This is a genomic window from Streptomyces shinuiensis, assembly GCF_043660855.1.
Lineage (GTDB): Bacteria > Actinomycetota > Actinomycetes > Streptomycetales > Streptomycetaceae > Streptomyces.
Window position 1 is genome coordinate 1 of sequence record NZ_JBIHML010000007.1, and the last position, 14,896, is coordinate 14,896.

A 14,896-nucleotide genomic window follows, 5' to 3' on the forward strand; every position below is an offset into this window, starting at 1 on the left:
TGGCTCCCCCGATGCCCGGGATCGCCTTCGGCGATGCTCCGGGGCTTCGCCCCTCCGCGCCGGGCGGCTTCGCCGCTCCGGCAGGGGGCCGGGGGCGCTGCGCGCCCCCGGTGCGCCGCGCTTCGCGCGGCGAGGGAGCGGCCCCGCTGTGCGGGGGCCGGGGCGGTGCCGCTGCGCGGCCCCGCAGGGGCGAGCGAGGGGGCGCCGGGTGGCGGTAGGTCACTTCCCGGGCGAGGGGGCGGGATTGGGGGTGTGCCCAATTATGGGGAAGGTTGGGCCGGTTGATGCATCGTTGTGTAGGTTCTGGGTTTTCGCCCTGCCCCCGGGGAGGGGCGGCCCCGCTGCGCGGTGCCGGGGGCGTCGGGCGAGGGGGCGGCGGGGAAGGCCGGCCCCGGGCATGGGGGCGGCCCCTGCCCGGGGGGAAGGACAGGGGCCGCGAGGGTGGGGGCGCGGGGCCGTGGTGCCACGGTAGCGGGGGCCGCTGACACCCGGGGGCGGAACGGGGCGGGGTCAGCCGGGTGTGTCCCGGCGGCGGTGCCCGTTGTCCGCGATGGCGCGCACCAGGGTGGCGCCCATGGTGAACGCCACGGCGTACACCACCAGGTCTACCCACACCGGGTAGGCGTGCCGGTTGACCAGGACCAGGACGGCGACGAACCCGCCGCCTACGGTGGCCTGCCACAGCCGCAGGGCGCGGGCGCTCATCGGCCGGTGCCGCCGTACATGTCGGCGCGGGCCGTGCCCTGCACCAGCCAATGCCGCCACGGGGCGTGTTCCCCGGCGGCGAGGCGGCCGTGCCGCTCCGCCACGGTGGTGTGGTGCAGCCCGAGGTTCTCCCCGATCTCGCGCAGGGGCATCCGCGGGCGGCCGTCGGTGCCGTTCTCCCGGGCGTACAGGATGAGTTCGGCCTCTACCGCCTCCAGCCGGGTGCGCAGGCGCCTCACGTCCTGGAGCGCGTGCCACAGCCTGTCTCCGCTGATCTCTTCCCCGGCGCGCAGGGAGTCCACCGCCTGAATCACGGTGTCGGCCTCATCCGCGATCGTCCACCCGTGCACGTGGCCGGACCGGAAGTTCAGCACGTAGGACGTGGTGCCGTCGGCCCACCAGGTCGTTGCGCCGTTGGGCGGCAGCTTCGCTTCGGTGTCGGCGTGGCGCAGGCTGATGCGGCCGTTGTGGGCGGCGTACTGCGGTTCGTCGGTGTGCACGCGGGTCATGGGGGCGGTGTCCTTCCGGGGGTCGGTGGCGAGGGCGTCAAGGTCGGCGGCGGCGCCGCGCAGGGCGGCGGTGTCGATGGGGCGGCCGTCGTCGGCGGCGGCGGCCGTGGCGCGCAGCGTGATAGCGGCGAGGCGCACGGCGCTCTGTAGGTTGGCGAGGCGGCGCCGGGTGTCGGCGTCGGGCATCGTCGGTTCCTTCCGTGTCGGTGGGGCCGGTGCTGGTCCGGCTCCCCGCCCCCGCCCCGGCCGCGAGGACCAGGGCGAGGACGGGCAACCGTCAGCCGTTGCGGTTGGGCAGGAGTTCCGCGAGGCGGGCGGCGGCGAGGATGTCGGCGTGGTCGAACGCCAGGCGTTCCGGGAGGTTGTTCAGGGGCCACCACTGGACGCTGCGGGCGTCGTCACCGGCCTCGGCAGGCGTGCCGGAGACCACCGTCAGGCGGTAGGCCGCGGTGACGTACCGGCCGCGCGGGTCCCGGCCGGGGGCGTCCCACACCCCGAGCTGCTCCAGCTCCGCCGGCGCCGCGTGCACGCCGGTCTCCTCGGCCAGCTCACGGGCGGCGGCCTCACGGCTGGTCTCCCCCGGGTCAACGTGGCCACCGGGCAGCGCCCACGCGCCCTCGAAGGGCGGCCAGTCCCGCTCGATCAGCAGCACGCGACCATCGTTCGTAGTGACGACCACGTCGGCGGTGTAGCGGATGGTCTCGAAGGTCTCGCTCATGTCTGGCTCCTCCTGGTCGTGAGTCAGTTTGGGCCGGTGCTGGTCCGGCTCCCCGTCCCCGCCCGGCCGTGGTGGGCCGGGCGGGGACGGGCGGCCGTCAGTCCTTGCCGTACAGCCGGGCGAGGTAGCCGGGCGGGGTCGCCACCGGCTTCCGGCGCCACGCGGGCGTGTCCGCCGCCTCGCGCGCCCGGATGCTGTGCAGCTCCTCCGCGTCGGCTTCCTCGCGGTACCGGGCGGCCCGCTGCTCCCCTTCCGGGGTGCCGTCGGCGGCCCGGATCATCTGCTGTCGGGCGCCCGTCGCCACGTTCGCGGCCGTACGCGCTTCGCGCTCCAGCGCGTCACGGGTGAACAGTCGTCGTCGCATGATGGGTAGTACCTCTCTCTTCTGTGACGGGATGGAGGGGGTCAGCGCCGGGGCGGCCGTGTCCTGCCAGGGAGGGGCCGCCCCGGTGCGCTATCGGCGGGGCGCCGCGCGGCGGGTGGCGAGCGCGCCCCACATCGAGGCGGCCCCGGCCCGCAGGGCGACGTAGACGGCCCCGCCGACGGCCGCGGGGACCAGGGCGAGGGCGGCCCGGTTCATGTCCGGCAGCGTCGCGTAGACGACGACGGCCACCAGGACGGCGAGCGTCGCGGCCACCTTCCGCACCGTGTCCGAGACCTTGCGCGGCATCTTCCGTGCCATCGGGGCACCCCTTCCGTTCTGTTCGGTTGACCCTACGGAGACTGTAGGGCTTACCCGACAAAGATCACCACATGTAACCGGCCATGCACCCGGCGCGATTCGGCCAGACACGGCGGCGGCCCGGCCGGGAGGGGCGGCCGGGCCGTCGTCAGCCCTGCGGAAGCTTCGCGGCGACGTGGGCGCGCACCACTGCCCGCAGGTCCTCGTGGGACAGCAGCGCGTCCCACTGCGCGCGGTGCGTCGGGCAGTGCAGCGTCAGCAGCGCCCCGGCCGTGCCGGTGGGGCCGTCCGCGAGGGTTTGCGGCTCCAGCCGGTGAACCTCCGGAGCGAGGGGGCACCGGCCGTGCCGCAGGGTCCGCCGGGCGTGCCGCCGGGCGAGGACGGCCCGCTGCCGGGCCGGGAGGGTGTCCGCCTCGCGGCACCCGGCGCACCGCCGCAGGTGCTCCAGCCCGGCCGCGCCGTCCGCCCACCCCTCTTCGCCCTGGTTGCAGCTCCCGCACAGCGGCCCGCGCACGTACCCGTGATCGTGGCAGTGGTCCCACAGCGTCGCCCGGTTCGGGCACAGGCAGCACACGTACCGGCCCGGGGCGTGCCCGCGCTTCGCGGCGATCGCCTTCCGGTACGGCACCCCGGACAGCTCCCCGGAGTAGGGCACGGCGCCGTCCACCCGGCACGGCGGGCACAGCGTCACGTACCCGGCCGCCGTCGCCACCCGCCACCCGTTGTGCCAGTAGCGGGGCGTGCCGTCGGCGCCGCACCCCTCGCACAGCCGGGCCGCCGCCATGAGCGCGGCCGTCACCCGGCCCCACCGGGTCAGCAGCGCGACGTACCCGCGAGGGATGCGCCACTTCCCGCCGACGCTCACCACCAGGTCGAGGAAGCGCACCCCGGCGAGGGTGTAGGAATCGCAGATGCGGGCGGTGCGCTCCGCCGTCCACTCCGCCGGATACCCGCGCTGATCGGTGGCGTAGCGGATGATCCGCCGCCAGTCGTCCGGCGCGGGCACCGCTTCGGGCGCCGGCCCCTTCGGGCGCGGGAGCGGCACCAGGTCCCGCAGGTCCACCGGGGCCGCCAGCACCGCCCCGGCCGCCCGTACCTGCCGTTCGTCCACCAGCCACCGGCCGCGCACCTTCCAGCCGCGCACCGGCACGTCCGCGAGGACGCAATGCCCGTGCCGCTCGAACTCCGGCCGGTCAAGGGTGCGCGCGGCCACCGGCAGGGCGGCCCCGCGCGTCAGCGCGTGCAGCAGCTCCCGCCCGGCGGCGAGGGGGACCAGCTCCCGCGAGGGCGGCGGGGGCGTGGGTACGGTGGGGATCACTCTGGACTCCTTCCAGTCCGGACAGCGGCCCCGGGGCGGGCGCATCCGCCCCCGGGGCCGCGCAGGCGAGGCGGCCCCGGTACGTCAACTTGGAGACGTACCGGGGCCGTCGTACGTCACCGCGGCTTCCCGGCCTGCCTCATGCGGCCGTGGTGAACAGTGCGAGTTGCTGCACGGCGGCGGCCGGGTGGCAGCCGTAGCCGGGGGCCGCGATGTGGACGTGGTGCCCCTTCGGCGGTGTCCGCCCGACGGCGGCGGCGGCGGCCTGGTGGAGCGTGAGGCGGCCCCCGTCGGGCAGGTCGATGGCGAGCGGGTGCGGCTCCAGCTCCAGCAGCTCCCCGCGCGGGGTCCGGATCACCTGCGCCCCGCAGCGCGGGCACCGCACCCGGGCGGGGCCGGCCTTCCGCACGCTCACCACACCGGCACCGCTTCCGGCGCCCGGCACCGCTCGCACACCCGGTCCGCGTCCCGCGAGGGGCGCCGCAGGTGCCCGGCCCCGCACGCGGTGCACACCGGGTAGCCGCAGGTGCGGCACCCGCCGTACCCGTCCGGCCGGGTGGGAGTGGTGCAGCGGTCCGACGGCACCGGCCGCAGGTACGGCGGCCGGTGCGGGCGCGGGCCGCTCACAGCAGATCCACGTCGTAGTCACCGGAGTGGGACAGGTCGCCCGGCTGCACCCCGAAGTAGTCCGCGAGGGCGCCGGTCACCGCGTCGTTGAGATCCCGGGTGTCCCCGGACCGTACGAACGCTGCGGCCTGTTCGTTGGTCAGGGGCGCCGTGATGGTGCGGGAGCCGTGGCGCACCACGTCCGACCCGCTCACGCTCGCTTCCCCGCCGTGCAGCACCACCCGCAGCGTCAGCCCGGCCGGGGCCTGCGGCGCCTTCTCCATCTGCCGCGCCTTCCGCTCCCGGCCCCGGTCCGTCACCTGTACCGCCGCCGCCTCGCTCTCCAGCTTCGCGGCGTCCTTCCCGCGCGGGATCCGGTCACCCTTGATCCATCGTTCGATGGAGCGCTGAGAGCGGCCGTACGCCTGCGCCATCCGCCTCGTGCTCCCGCCGTACTTCCGGTCACGGACGTGGGTTGCCTGCGTCGTCGTCTTCACGGGCGCCTGCCGCGAGGGAAACAGCTTCTCCGCCACCCGGCGGAACAGACCCTTAGCCATCGTGCTTCTCCATCCGCCCCGCCGGGCCGTAGTGCTCCATCAGCCGGACGATCCGGCCGTCGTGTTCGGTGACGTCCGCCATCGGGATCGTCTTGTCGTGCTTCACGCTCCCCGGCGCGGTCCCCAGCCGCAGGGCGCCGGGCACCGGGCGGCCGTCGTCGGCACGCGGGATGAGCGGCAGGGGCGAGGGCGCCTCGCAGGCGTACAGCAGCGAATCGACCTTCACCGCGAACGGGGCGCGGCCGGTGAGCCGGTACGTCTTCCGCATCCGGCGGTGCGTGGCGATCCGGGCCGCCGCGATGATGTGGAACCGCACTTCCGGCCGGTAGGACCAGTGCGGCACAACCGTCTTCAACCAGTCGTCCGGGTCCATCCCGCCGCCGTAGTACATCCAGCGGCCCACCCCCTTCTTGTAGAGATCCTTGTAAGCGGCCACCAGGGCGAGGGCGTCACCCTTCGCGGGGTCGCCGTCGGTGTCCTGCCGCGCGGCGTGCGCGGACAGGAAGGCGTCCCCGTCGATTCCGTCCACCAGCCCCAGCACCGCAAGGCGCCGCTTGTACGCCTCGCGGATGGTGGTAGTCCACTGCCGCAGGAAGGCTTCCGTGCGGGTGCTGACGTACGCCTCGCGGATGGTGGCGGGGTCGAATCCGTACTCCCGCACCATGTAGGCCACCGTCGGCGTCGCGTACCAGCCGGGGCCGGCGGGCGGGCGCCCGCTGGACTCCGCCGGGTGCGGCAGGGCGTCTTCCGTCTCCAGCCCGGTGAAGTCGCACAGCCACAGCCCGGCCGTCTTCTCGTCCCACACCGGGGCGGCGGTGTGCTCCAGCGGCCCGGCCGGAAGGCGCAGGGTCTCAGTCACCGACAGGTAGGAAGCGGAGATGTCCACCGCCACCGCCCACGGCAGGGCCGCTTCCGCGTCGGTGGGGCGCCGCTCCCACGAGTAGTCCTCTTCCTCGCACAAAGGCTCACCGGCCCGCATCCGCTCCAGCGTCAGCGGGTGCAGCTTCCCGGCCGCCACCGGCACGCAGGTGTCACCGGACGGCAGGGCGCCGTCCCGCAGTACCCGGCGCCGGTCCTCGCCCCACGTCTCCCGGGGCCGCAGGGCGTCCACCAGGTCCCGGGAGGTCACCGCGGCCGTCGCCAGCGGCGGCAGTCCCACGTCATCGGTGAACGCGCGCAGGCGCCGGGCGAGGGTGCGGGCGTCCGGGCCGTCCGGACCGTCCGCGAGGCGCAGCGTGTAGTCCGTCGTCTGCCGCCGCTCCGCGTTCTGCCCGGCCCCTGCCAGCCACGGCACCACCACCAGGGCGAGGGACACCCGCGCGCCCCGCTCCGGGGCCGTGGTGGCGTACACCCGCATCCGGGGGCCGATCGTGGTCCCCAGGGACAGCCCGGCCCCGTCCGCCGCCTCGCGTAGACGCTTCTCCAGCTTCGCCAGGGCCGCGCCGTCCGGCAGGGCCGCCGGGAGCCGCAGCGCACGGGCCGCCGCCGCCGACACCGCTACCGTCCCGTTCGCCCGGCGCCCGTCCTTGTGCAGCCGCTCCGCACCGATCGGCAGGCCGGACGCCAGCCACGCGAACAGGTGCCGCAGCGTCTTCCCGCCCGGGGCCGGTACCGCGTCGGCGTCGGTCACCAGCTCCCCGCCGTCAACGTCCACCGCGACGGCCGCCACCAGCTCCCGCACCGGGCGGCCCGGCCGCGAGGAAGCGGCCTTCCTCGCCCTGGTCCTCGCCCCCGTCGTCTTCACGTCCTGGTCCCTCTTCTCTTCCTGGTCCTGGTCCTCGCGGACGGCCGCCACAGGCGCCGGCCCCGCACCCGCCGCCGCCACGGGCGAGGGGGCCGCGAGGGCGGCCCGCACCCGGCCCGCCGCCGCCGCCCGGGTGGCGTGCGTGCACCCGGCCGGGCACCGCCGCCACACCGGCCGGACCCCCCGGGGGAAGCGCGGCTCATCCGTCGCCGCCCACACCTGTACGTAGCCGGGCCACCCGTACCCGGCGCACTCTCCGCACCCCGCGATAGCATCCGGGGCGGCGGTCACGCTGCGCTGATACCGCATCGTGTGCCTCCATCTCTGGGCGTCCCGGTCTCGACCACCGGGGCGCCCTCTTGTGTTGTGTGTGATCTAGGCCGGGGCGCGCAGCCCGGTCAGCGCCGCGAACTGCGCGGCCACCTGCGCACGGGGCGGGGCCGTCCAGTCGGACGCCCGGGAGTCCGCGAGGTCATCCCACGGCGCGGGCACACTGGCCCCGGCCGCTTCCGCTTCCTCCCGGCACCGGGCGCACAGCGCCCCGTCCGGGGTCCGCCCGTCCGCGAACGGCCGCTCGCACTCCCGGCACCGGCCCCGCCGGGGCGCCACCGGTCCCGGCCGGGCCGCCGCCTCGCGCCGCACCGCCGGGGCGTAGCCGGGCAACCGCTCTTGCAGCCGCGCCACCAGGAAGGCGGCCGGGCGGGCAATCCGGGCCGGAAGCCGGTCCGTGAGGGCGTGCGCCACGTCCGCCACCGGCCACCCGCGCGACAGGCAGTCGGCCACGGCCGCCGCCGCCTGCCCGTACTCCGCGGCGTCCCCGTGCCACCAGGACAGGCCGGTGATCACGTCGGCGGCCCGCTCGTGCAGCGTCGCGGGCGTCTGCGGCACGTCCACCGCGAGGACACCCGGCGCCGGGGTCAACTCGAACTGATCCGGGAGCCTGCGAGGGTGGGCGCCGCCCGTCGGCACCGTCCGTCGGCGCAGGACCAGCAGCCCGGCCGTCCGCAGGTGCGGCCGGTGCCGCTTCATCGTGCGGACGCTCATCCGGCCCGCGTCGGCCAACTCCGCTTCCGTGGCCTGCCCGGCCCACCGGCCCCGCGCCAACGACACGTAGGCCATGAGCAACCGCCCGCACGTCGCGTCCGGGACGACGACGACGGCCGCCCACTGGAGCGGGTCCATGCCCGGCTGCACGGCGGCGGTGCGCCCGCACATGGCTCCCGGGACCGGGGTCCGGCGGTCCGCCTTGATGCGCTGGTGCGCGTACAGGTGGGACAGGTGCAGCCGGGCGGCCCGCTCTCCGAGATCGTTGGACAGCTTCCCGACGGCGGCCGTCGTCAGCCGCACGTCCGGCGCGTCCTGGTGGTGGGCAGTGAGCACCGCGAACAGCGTGCAGCACGACGCGCAGTCGTCCGGCGGCACGTCGCGGTGCTGGCCGCTCATCGGGCGGCCCCGCATCCTCGCCGGACGGCGGTAGTGCGCCCGCGAAGCGAGCGGCTAGAGTAGGTCTTACGCATTGAGTTCCTTACGGGACTAGCGAACGGTCCGGGATCCGACCCCGGGCCGTTCGGCGTTTCTGGCCTAGGTCGGTGGGCGTGCTCCCGGAAGGGCAAGCGGAGTTGCGCCCGCCCCCGGGGAGCCGCGCACCGGAGCCACGGCCCCGTGCCCTGCCTGCGGACGCATCCGGCGCACCGGACGGGCCGCCGCCCACACCGGCACCGGGGCCGGCCCCGCCTCACGGCGGACCAGGAACAGCAGCACCGACAGAGCCGCGCCCGGGATGAGCGAGGCGAACAGGTCCGTGAGGTCCGTCGTCAGGCAGCGATTCACCGTGCGCAACCCGCGCGCCCACACCGCCGCCGCGCCGGGGAACTCCTCTTCCTCGCCGCCCTCCCCGAACTTCCACCAGATACGGGCGTCTTCCGCCGTGAACGGCCGGGCCATCCTGTCCACCTCCTCCCTGTCCTGACGCTAGATCTCATCCGCTTGAATTCAAGCCCGGTGGGCGCATTGTGCTGGTCAGCACCCCCATACCGGAACGTATAGGCGGTCGCTACGCCACCGCCCGCCGCTTCGGCGGACGCCCCGCACCCGGCCGACGGCCGCCGCGAGGGGCCGTCATCTGGTCCGCCGGAATGCTGGTCAGACGGGTGATGGCGGCCCGCATCGTGTCCGTCGCACCCGTCTCCCGGGACAGCCCCAACTCCCGCTGGAGCGCTTCGAAGACGTGCGGCAACAGACGCACCGTCACCACCTGCGTCGGGCCTGCGGTCACTGTCCAACCTCCCGTAGTCGCGTATTCGCTTGATTCCTACACCCCGCACACGATCATGCGCAAGATCCCGGGGGCGCCCGGCGCGGTGCGCGAGCGCCCCCGCGCTCCAGCCGATCCCCGATAAGATGTTGACGCGCTATGACGAACGGCGCAACTGGTATCGCTTGATTCGTAAAGGTGGCCTCGCCGCCGAGATAGGAGAGCACCCGATGGCCGACTACGTGACCCTGCGCGTCACGCCCGCGAGCCGGGAAGCGCTGCGGACTCTGACGTACGCCCTGACGGGGCAGGTCAGCCGCCGCGTAGACCTCTCGGAAGCGCTCACGGCGGCGTGCAAGGTGGCCCAACAGAATCTCCCGGCCACCGTCACCGCCCTGACCGGAGAGGAACGAACTGAGTGACCGTTACCGCCGAACAGCGGCCCCGGATGCCGGTGGAGGCGCTGCGCGCCTTCCTGGGCCGGGTGCTGGCTGACCCCGGCGCGGTGCCGCCCACCGTCATCACGGTGGGCGGCCCGGCCGCCGACACCGCCCTACTGCTGTCCTACGCCACGGCCGCCGCGATAGCCGGCCCCTGGGGCGAGGACGTGCCGCAGCTCCCGGAAGCCGCGGGCGCTGACTTGCTCCTCGACCTGGTGTACCGGGCGGACACCCTGCGGTGCCCCACCGGCATCAGCCACCAGGGCGCCCCGGCCGTGGTCATCGCTCCGCTCTCGTGGGCGGGCGCGCTGGTCCCGGCCGGGGCCGCCGACACCACCAGCACCACCGACACCGAAGGGAAGACCCTGTGAACGTCTCCGTACCCCCGATGCCGAAGAAGCCGAAGAAGCCGAAGCGGCCCATGTCCGCCACCGTGACGACGCTCATCGTCGCTGTCCTCGCGCTGGTCAGTCTCGGCCTGTCCGGCTGGTCCCTGGCGACGCTGCTCATGGAGGTGGGCGCCCCGCTCCCCGTCGCGCTGCTGGGCGTCGGCGTGTTCGATGGCGTGGCGCTGCTGGCCGCGCTCCAGGTCTACGAACGGCGGATGCAGCCTCACACCGCGCTCGGCGCCCGCCTCGCCATGACGGCCGCGCTGCTGGCGTCGGCCGTGGTGAACTTCGCGCACGGCATGGCGATGGAGGGCGGCGGCTGGATGACGGCCGTCGTGCTGGGCGCCGCGCCGCTAGCGTTCGAGATCGGGTTCGAGCTGAAGCACCGCACCCTTACCGGGCTCGTCTGGCTCCTCTTCCGGGGACACACGATGGACGCGCTGCGCCGGGACGCATGGCAGCGCATCGCACCCGCCCCGGTGATGGTGGACGACGACACGTCGCACACCGTGCACCGCGAGGCACCCGCCCCGGCCGCCGACAGTGCAACCGCCCCGGCCCCCGTGGCACCCGCGACGGCCGCCCCGGCACTGCCCGGTGCAACCGCCACGGCGCCCGCCCTCCCGGCCGGAGTGACGGCCGAACAACTCGCCGCCGCCCTCGCGCTGCTGAACGGGGCGCAGGGCACGGCCGGTGCACCTGCGACGGCCCCGGCGGTGCAGATGCGCGAGGACCAGGACGACGACGGCGAGGCACCCGCCCCGCTGGAGCCGCCGACCCTCGCCAATCTCAAGAAGGCCGACGCCATCCGCATCGCGCTGCGCCGCCGCCCGGACTACACCCCGGCGCAGATCGCGGAAGTCCTCGCGGACTACGGCGTGCAGACGACGGCGGACTACGTGCGGCAGGTGAAGAACCGCGACGCGGAGACGGCCGCCGACGGCCGCGAGGACCAGGGCGAGGAAGGCGCCGTGGTGCCCCTGCGGAAGCAGGGCTGACCCCCCGGGCAAACGGCAGCGCCCCTGCCCAAACGAGCTGGGCAGGGGCGCACCGGATGCCTCATCTCGCCTGACCTAACCAGGGAGTGAAGCACCAGTGAGTATCGCAGGTAAGAAGGGGGCGCGGCGCACCGACGCCCCGCCCATGACCGTGACCCGCGTGCTGTACCGGCACGTGACCGGGCTGGAGTACGACGGGGTGCCCCGGACGAACGCCACATGGACCGAGCCCGGGGACGCGGTGCTGCACGAGTCCGGCCGCGCCCGCCGCTGGTCCTACCGGCCCCGGCTCCAGCGCGCGGCGATCCGGTGGGCATGGACGGCCGGTGCCGCCGCCGAAGGGGCCGCCGCCATCGTGGCGCCGGCACTCGCGGAAGGCGCCGCCGCCACGGCGGCCGGGACCGCCGCCGTGTGGTCCGGCTACCGCACCAGTGAGGCGGTGCTTGGCTGGTCCCGGCGCCGCCGTGTGGTCCGGCCGCTGGCGAAGGCGCTCGCCCGGCCGCTGGAGAACTCGCCGGACAACGTGCTGCGCGGCCTGGTGGTGCCCGGCCGTACGGACCGCGAGGACGCCACCGTGACCGTGCCCGTCCCGGACGGGTGGCACGGGGACCGGAAGGCCGTGGAATCCATCGTGGCGGCCCGTCTGGGCGGTGACTGGGACGCGGAATGGAGGCTGCGCGAGGCGCCGTTCACGGCCGTCTTCACCCGCGCCCCGTCCCCGCCCGGCATGGTGAAGTGGGCGGAAGTCCTGCCCCACATCGCGCAGAACGCGCCCGGTGAGATCGTCGTCGGGCTCAACAGCCGGGGCCTGCCGGTGCGCGGCGATTTCGTCCGCGAAGAGCCCATGTGGGGCCTGTCCATCGGGTCCGGCGGCGGGAAGAGCGTGTTCCTGTGGACCGTCGCCGCGCAGCTCGTTGCGCAGGGCGCCACCCTGGTGGGCATCGACCCCAAGTACGTGTCCCTTGACCCCCTCGTTGGGGTGCCCGGTGTCGAGATCCACAACGACCCGCGCGACGTGGGCGCGATGTGGGACGCCATCCGCCGATTCCGGGAGACGATGGAAGACCGCTTCGCGCAGTGGACGCAAGACAGGTCGCTGGAATTCCCGCGCATGGTCCTCATGCTCGAAGAGGGCAACATGTTTTCCGACCTGTCCAAAGACTACTGGCGGGAAGTCAAGAAAAAGGGCGACCCCGCACAACCCCCGGTGTGGGGCGATATCGCGGCCATTCTCCGCATGGGACGGCAGGCCAACGCCAACATGATTGCCGTCTTTCAGCGGATGGACGACGCCTCTACCGGCGGCCGGGGCCTGCGCGACTCCTTCGGTTTCCGGATGCTGGGCCGCTTCACGTGGCAGGCGTGGCGAATGCTCATCGGCACCACACCTATTCCGCGTTCGCAGAAAAAGCGGGGCCGTTTCATCGTGGTGGACGGCGGCGCGCACACATGGGTGCAGGCGCCCTACGCCACCCCGGAGGAAATCCGGGCCTACTGCCTCGCCGCCCGCGAGGCGCAGGGCTGGGAAGAACCGGCCCCCGTGTCCCCGCAGGGACGTCCCGACGGGGTGAGCGTGTGTGACCAGGGACGGGACACCGCGCCGACGGGGACGGGGACACCCGTTCTCACGCTCGTGAAGGGCGACGGCGGGGCCGCGGAGCCGCCCCGGCCCCGCCTCTACACCCTCGCCGAAGCGGCCCGCGAAAACGTCGTGCCGCTCTCCTACGAAGCACTCAAGAAAGCCCGGCAGCGCACCGGCTTCCCCGCCCCCGCCGACACCGGAAAGCGTGATCGGTGGACGGCGGAACAGCTCACCGAATGGCACGCCAACCGCCCCGGAAAGAAAACGGCGGAAGGCGAAGAGAAAGAAGCCGCGGGCGAATAGCGGCACACAAAAGGGCCGCCCTTTCTCCGCTTCCCAACCAGGGAAAGGGCGGCCCGCTACTCCGGAAAAGGAGGTACAGCCATCATGACCAGCACCACCAACCGCACACAACCGCCCGCCACTCACCCGGTAATCCTGCTGGCGCGGGCCGTCGGAATCCTGCTGGGCATCCTCGCCACCCTCGCGCACGCCCCCGCAATGTGGGCCGTGGCTATCGGCCTCGCCGGTTACGCCCTGGTCCTGTGGCGGATGCGCGGCACCTGGTCCGCCACCACCGCCCCGGCCGCAAAGACCGGATGACGTACGGCGGCCCCGGTACGTGAAGCGGATGACGTACCGGGGCCGCCGCCACCAGCTCCCGCACGACGACGGAAGGACACCGACATGAACCCGACGACACCGACCCCCCACCCGGACGTGCTGCACGCCCTGGCGGCCGTGGAGACGGCCGGGACCGCCGCCCGGCAGGCCCTCGCCACCGTCGGCGGCCCCGCGCCCGCAGACGGCGCCACAGGCCCCGGCATGGACACCGACGCGGCCACCCTGCCCGCGCCCCGGGAAGCGGCCCCGGAAGACCTGCTGACGGCCGTCTACGCCCTCAGCGCCCAACTCACCGCCGGGCCGCGCACCGGCCCCGCGTGGGGCCGCGCCGAACGCCTCGCCCTGTGGCTGGCGGACGCGGCCGGGTGGCGCCGGGACGACGCCCCCGCCGACACCGACTGACCCCGGGCGAGGGGCCGGCCCCTCGCTCCCCTCGCCCCTCGCGGCCCCGGGCTCCGGCCCGGGGCCGCTTCGCGTGCGTTCCCCACGGGGAAGACACCGCGCCGCTTCCCCCCGGGCAACTCCGCTTCCCCGCACGTATTACGCGCGGCTATGCAGGTGGGAGCCGGTGCGCCCCGCGCGCCCTTCCGCCCGGGGAAGACTCCGCGGATTCCGCCCCGCACCGCCCACCACCAGGGCGACGACGCCGACGACGCCCCGGCCCCGCACCGCCCGGTGCAGCGCCTCGCCCGTGCACCGCCGCCCCCTCGCATCTGCACCGCCTCGCCCGGCGCAGCGCCTCGCACCGCCCGGTGCACCCGGCCGTGCAGCGCCTCGCCCGGTGCCCGCCGACGACGGCCCCGCCGCCCCTCGCACCCGGCCGTGCACCGCCGGGTGCACCGCCTCGCCGTGGCGGATGCACCGCCCCGCGCAGTGCACACGGCCGTGCGTTTCCGGCTGCACCGCGAAATGCACGGCACGTATATGCGGGTGTCAGTACGACGTGCGAGAAATGACAGAGCACATGGAATCCACGGAAAGGACGTGCGATGTACGGCGCGGAACAGCTCCCCGCAGAAACAACCGTCGTGTGCCCCGTATGCGGGCGCAGCGTCACCACCCGGCAGAGCGGCAACACCACCCGGTGCCCGACGGCGCGCGGCGGGTGCGGCGCCGCCATCCCCGTGCCCGTCGGCGCCACCCGGCCGCAGGTCCCGGTGCACTGCCTCGCCTGCGGCCACCAGTGGCGCACCCGGGCCAGAGCGGGCGGCACCATCCGGTGCCCGTCCTGCCGACACCCGCGCCGGGTACCCGCGGGCGCCCGCGACGCCATCGAGCCCGGCACGCCCCGCCGCCCCTCGCCCGTCCCGGCCGACGCGGGGCCGGCCCCCGCCCGCAGCTCCAGCAGCTCCAGCAGCTCCAGCCGTGGCGGGTTCCTCGCGGTGCTCGGCGGACTCTTCCGCCCCGCCGACGACGACGGCCGGATCATCGACTGTCTCCACTGCGGGGCGACATGGCGCACCGCCGCCGCCCCCGGCAACACGATCCGGTGCCCGGACTGCCGACGGCCCCGCCGCATCCCCACCGGCCCGGCCCGCGCCACCAGGACGACGACGGCGGCACGGACCGCCGCCCCTCGCCCCGTCGCCCCGGTGCCGCCCCCTGCGCCCGCCCCGGCCCCCACGGCGCCGCCTCGCCACCTGCACCCGCTCCCGGGCCACCAGAGCGCCCCTGCGGCCTACCAGGACCCACAAGCGGCCTACCGCGACGAACGGCGCCGGGACAGCGTGTGCATGATCGTGCGCAGTCTCGGCGGCCCGAATCTCCTCT

General features: G+C 74.8%; 19 protein-coding genes. 7 read left to right on the plus strand and 12 right to left on the minus strand.

Annotated elements, in window-relative coordinates; translation table 11 throughout:
* Positions 1–510: 510 nt before the first annotated feature.
* From ACGRHY_RS29940 to ACGRHY_RS29995, 12 genes are all read right to left on the minus strand, one after another.
* Positions 511–705, minus strand: a complete 195-nt coding sequence (locus ACGRHY_RS29940) for a hypothetical protein (protein ID WP_394638813.1) — start codon at positions 703–705, stop codon at positions 511–513.
* Entirely contained in the window at positions 702–1,400 is a 699-nt protein-coding gene (locus tag ACGRHY_RS29945; protein ID WP_394638814.1) for a hypothetical protein, read from the minus strand. Before ACGRHY_RS29945 ends, ACGRHY_RS29940 begins: the two co-directional genes overlap by 4 nt.
* A 91-nt stretch (positions 1,401–1,491) precedes the next feature.
* A complete protein-coding gene (locus tag ACGRHY_RS29950) occupies positions 1,492–1,932 on the minus strand; it encodes an NUDIX domain-containing protein (protein ID WP_394638815.1) in 441 nt (146 codons plus the stop codon).
* Between the two features lie 97 nt (positions 1,933–2,029).
* On the minus strand, positions 2,030–2,296 hold the full coding sequence (locus ACGRHY_RS29955) for a hypothetical protein (protein WP_394638816.1): 267 nt from the start codon (positions 2,294–2,296) through the stop codon (positions 2,030–2,032).
* Positions 2,297–2,386: 90 nt separating this feature from the next.
* Entirely contained in the window at positions 2,387–2,614 is a 228-nt protein-coding gene (locus ACGRHY_RS29960) for a hypothetical protein (RefSeq protein WP_394638817.1), read from the minus strand.
* Positions 2,615–2,762: 148 nt separating this feature from the next.
* Positions 2,763–3,932 carry an endonuclease domain-containing protein gene (locus ACGRHY_RS29965; protein WP_394638818.1) on the minus strand — a complete coding sequence of 390 codons (1,170 nt, stop codon included), beginning with the start codon at positions 3,930–3,932 and terminating at the stop codon, positions 2,763–2,765.
* Positions 3,933–4,071: 139 nt separating this feature from the next.
* Positions 4,072–4,347, minus strand: coding sequence for a hypothetical protein (locus tag ACGRHY_RS29970; RefSeq protein ID WP_394638819.1), 276 nt, complete (start codon positions 4,345–4,347; stop codon positions 4,072–4,074).
* Positions 4,348–4,555: 208 nt separating this feature from the next.
* On the minus strand, positions 4,556–5,095 hold the full coding sequence (locus ACGRHY_RS29975) for a hypothetical protein (protein WP_394638820.1): 540 nt from the start codon (positions 5,093–5,095) through the stop codon (positions 4,556–4,558).
* The gene (locus ACGRHY_RS29980) at positions 5,088–6,839 is read right to left on the minus strand and encodes a DUF8841 domain-containing protein (protein ID WP_394638821.1); all 1,752 of its coding nucleotides are present in this window, start codon (positions 6,837–6,839) and stop codon (positions 5,088–5,090) included. The genes ACGRHY_RS29975 and ACGRHY_RS29980 overlap by 8 nt, the downstream gene beginning before the upstream one ends.
* A gap of 375 nt (positions 6,840–7,214) precedes the next feature.
* A complete protein-coding gene (locus tag ACGRHY_RS29985) occupies positions 7,215–8,282 on the minus strand; it encodes a hypothetical protein (RefSeq protein ID WP_394638822.1) in 1,068 nt (355 codons plus the stop codon).
* 138 nt (positions 8,283–8,420) lie between these two features.
* The gene (locus ACGRHY_RS29990; RefSeq protein ID WP_394638823.1) at positions 8,421–8,783 is read right to left on the minus strand and encodes a hypothetical protein; all 363 of its coding nucleotides are present in this window, start codon (positions 8,781–8,783) and stop codon (positions 8,421–8,423) included.
* A gap of 109 nt (positions 8,784–8,892) precedes the next feature.
* Entirely contained in the window at positions 8,893–9,114 is a 222-nt protein-coding gene (locus ACGRHY_RS29995; protein WP_394638824.1) for a hypothetical protein, read from the minus strand.
* 209 nt (positions 9,115–9,323) lie between these two features.
* Here ACGRHY_RS29995 and ACGRHY_RS30000 point away from each other — a divergent pair, with 209 nt between their 5' ends.
* From ACGRHY_RS30000 to ACGRHY_RS30030, 7 genes are all read left to right on the plus strand, one after another.
* Positions 9,324–9,515 carry a hypothetical protein gene (locus tag ACGRHY_RS30000; protein ID WP_394638825.1) on the plus strand — a complete coding sequence of 64 codons (192 nt, stop codon included), beginning with the start codon at positions 9,324–9,326 and terminating at the stop codon, positions 9,513–9,515.
* Positions 9,512–9,904, plus strand: a complete 393-nt coding sequence (locus ACGRHY_RS30005) for a hypothetical protein (protein WP_394638826.1) — start codon at positions 9,512–9,514, stop codon at positions 9,902–9,904. Before ACGRHY_RS30000 ends, ACGRHY_RS30005 begins: the two co-directional genes overlap by 4 nt.
* Positions 9,901–10,920, plus strand: a complete 1,020-nt coding sequence (locus tag ACGRHY_RS30010) for a hypothetical protein (protein ID WP_394638827.1) — start codon at positions 9,901–9,903, stop codon at positions 10,918–10,920. Before ACGRHY_RS30005 ends, ACGRHY_RS30010 begins: the two co-directional genes overlap by 4 nt.
* Positions 10,921–11,017: 97 nt before the next feature.
* On the plus strand, positions 11,018–12,805 hold the full coding sequence (locus ACGRHY_RS30015; RefSeq protein ID WP_394638828.1) for a P-loop NTPase family protein: 1,788 nt from the start codon (positions 11,018–11,020) through the stop codon (positions 12,803–12,805).
* 84 nt (positions 12,806–12,889) lie between these two features.
* Complete coding sequence (locus tag ACGRHY_RS30020) at positions 12,890–13,105, plus strand: hypothetical protein (RefSeq protein ID WP_394638829.1); 216 nt, start codon at positions 12,890–12,892, stop codon at positions 13,103–13,105.
* An 84-nt stretch (positions 13,106–13,189) separates the two neighbouring features.
* Positions 13,190–13,528 carry a hypothetical protein gene (locus ACGRHY_RS30025; RefSeq protein WP_394638830.1) on the plus strand — a complete coding sequence of 113 codons (339 nt, stop codon included), beginning with the start codon at positions 13,190–13,192 and terminating at the stop codon, positions 13,526–13,528.
* 587 nt (positions 13,529–14,115) lie between these two features.
* The coding region (locus tag ACGRHY_RS30030) for a hypothetical protein (RefSeq protein WP_394638831.1) at positions 14,116–14,896 on the plus strand (781 nt) is incomplete at its 3' end.

Excerpts from the sequence above, each read along its gene's own strand:
- ACGRHY_RS29940 (WP_394638813.1), bottom strand. The coding sequence starts at position 705 with ATGAGCGCCCGCGCCCTGCGGCTGTGGCAGGCCACCGTAGGCGGCGGG.
- ACGRHY_RS29945 (WP_394638814.1), bottom strand. The coding sequence starts at position 1,400 with ATGCCCGACGCCGACACCCGGCGCCGCCTCGCCAACCTACAGAGCGCC.
- ACGRHY_RS29950 (WP_394638815.1), bottom strand. The coding sequence starts at position 1,932 with ATGAGCGAGACCTTCGAGACCATCCGCTACACCGCCGACGTGGTCGTC.
- ACGRHY_RS29955 (WP_394638816.1), bottom strand. The coding sequence starts at position 2,296 with ATGCGACGACGACTGTTCACCCGTGACGCGCTGGAGCGCGAAGCGCGT.
- ACGRHY_RS29960 (WP_394638817.1), bottom strand. The coding sequence starts at position 2,614 with ATGGCACGGAAGATGCCGCGCAAGGTCTCGGACACGGTGCGGAAGGTG.
- ACGRHY_RS29975 (WP_394638820.1), bottom strand. The coding sequence starts at position 5,095 with ATGGCTAAGGGTCTGTTCCGCCGGGTGGCGGAGAAGCTGTTTCCCTCG.
- ACGRHY_RS29985 (WP_394638822.1), bottom strand. The coding sequence starts at position 8,282 with ATGAGCGGCCAGCACCGCGACGTGCCGCCGGACGACTGCGCGTCGTGC.
- ACGRHY_RS29990 (WP_394638823.1), bottom strand. The coding sequence starts at position 8,783 with ATGGCCCGGCCGTTCACGGCGGAAGACGCCCGTATCTGGTGGAAGTTC.
- ACGRHY_RS30000 (WP_394638825.1), top strand. The coding sequence starts at position 9,324 with ATGGCCGACTACGTGACCCTGCGCGTCACGCCCGCGAGCCGGGAAGCG.
- ACGRHY_RS30020 (WP_394638829.1), top strand. The coding sequence starts at position 12,890 with ATGACCAGCACCACCAACCGCACACAACCGCCCGCCACTCACCCGGTA.
- ACGRHY_RS30025 (WP_394638830.1), top strand. The coding sequence starts at position 13,190 with ATGAACCCGACGACACCGACCCCCCACCCGGACGTGCTGCACGCCCTG.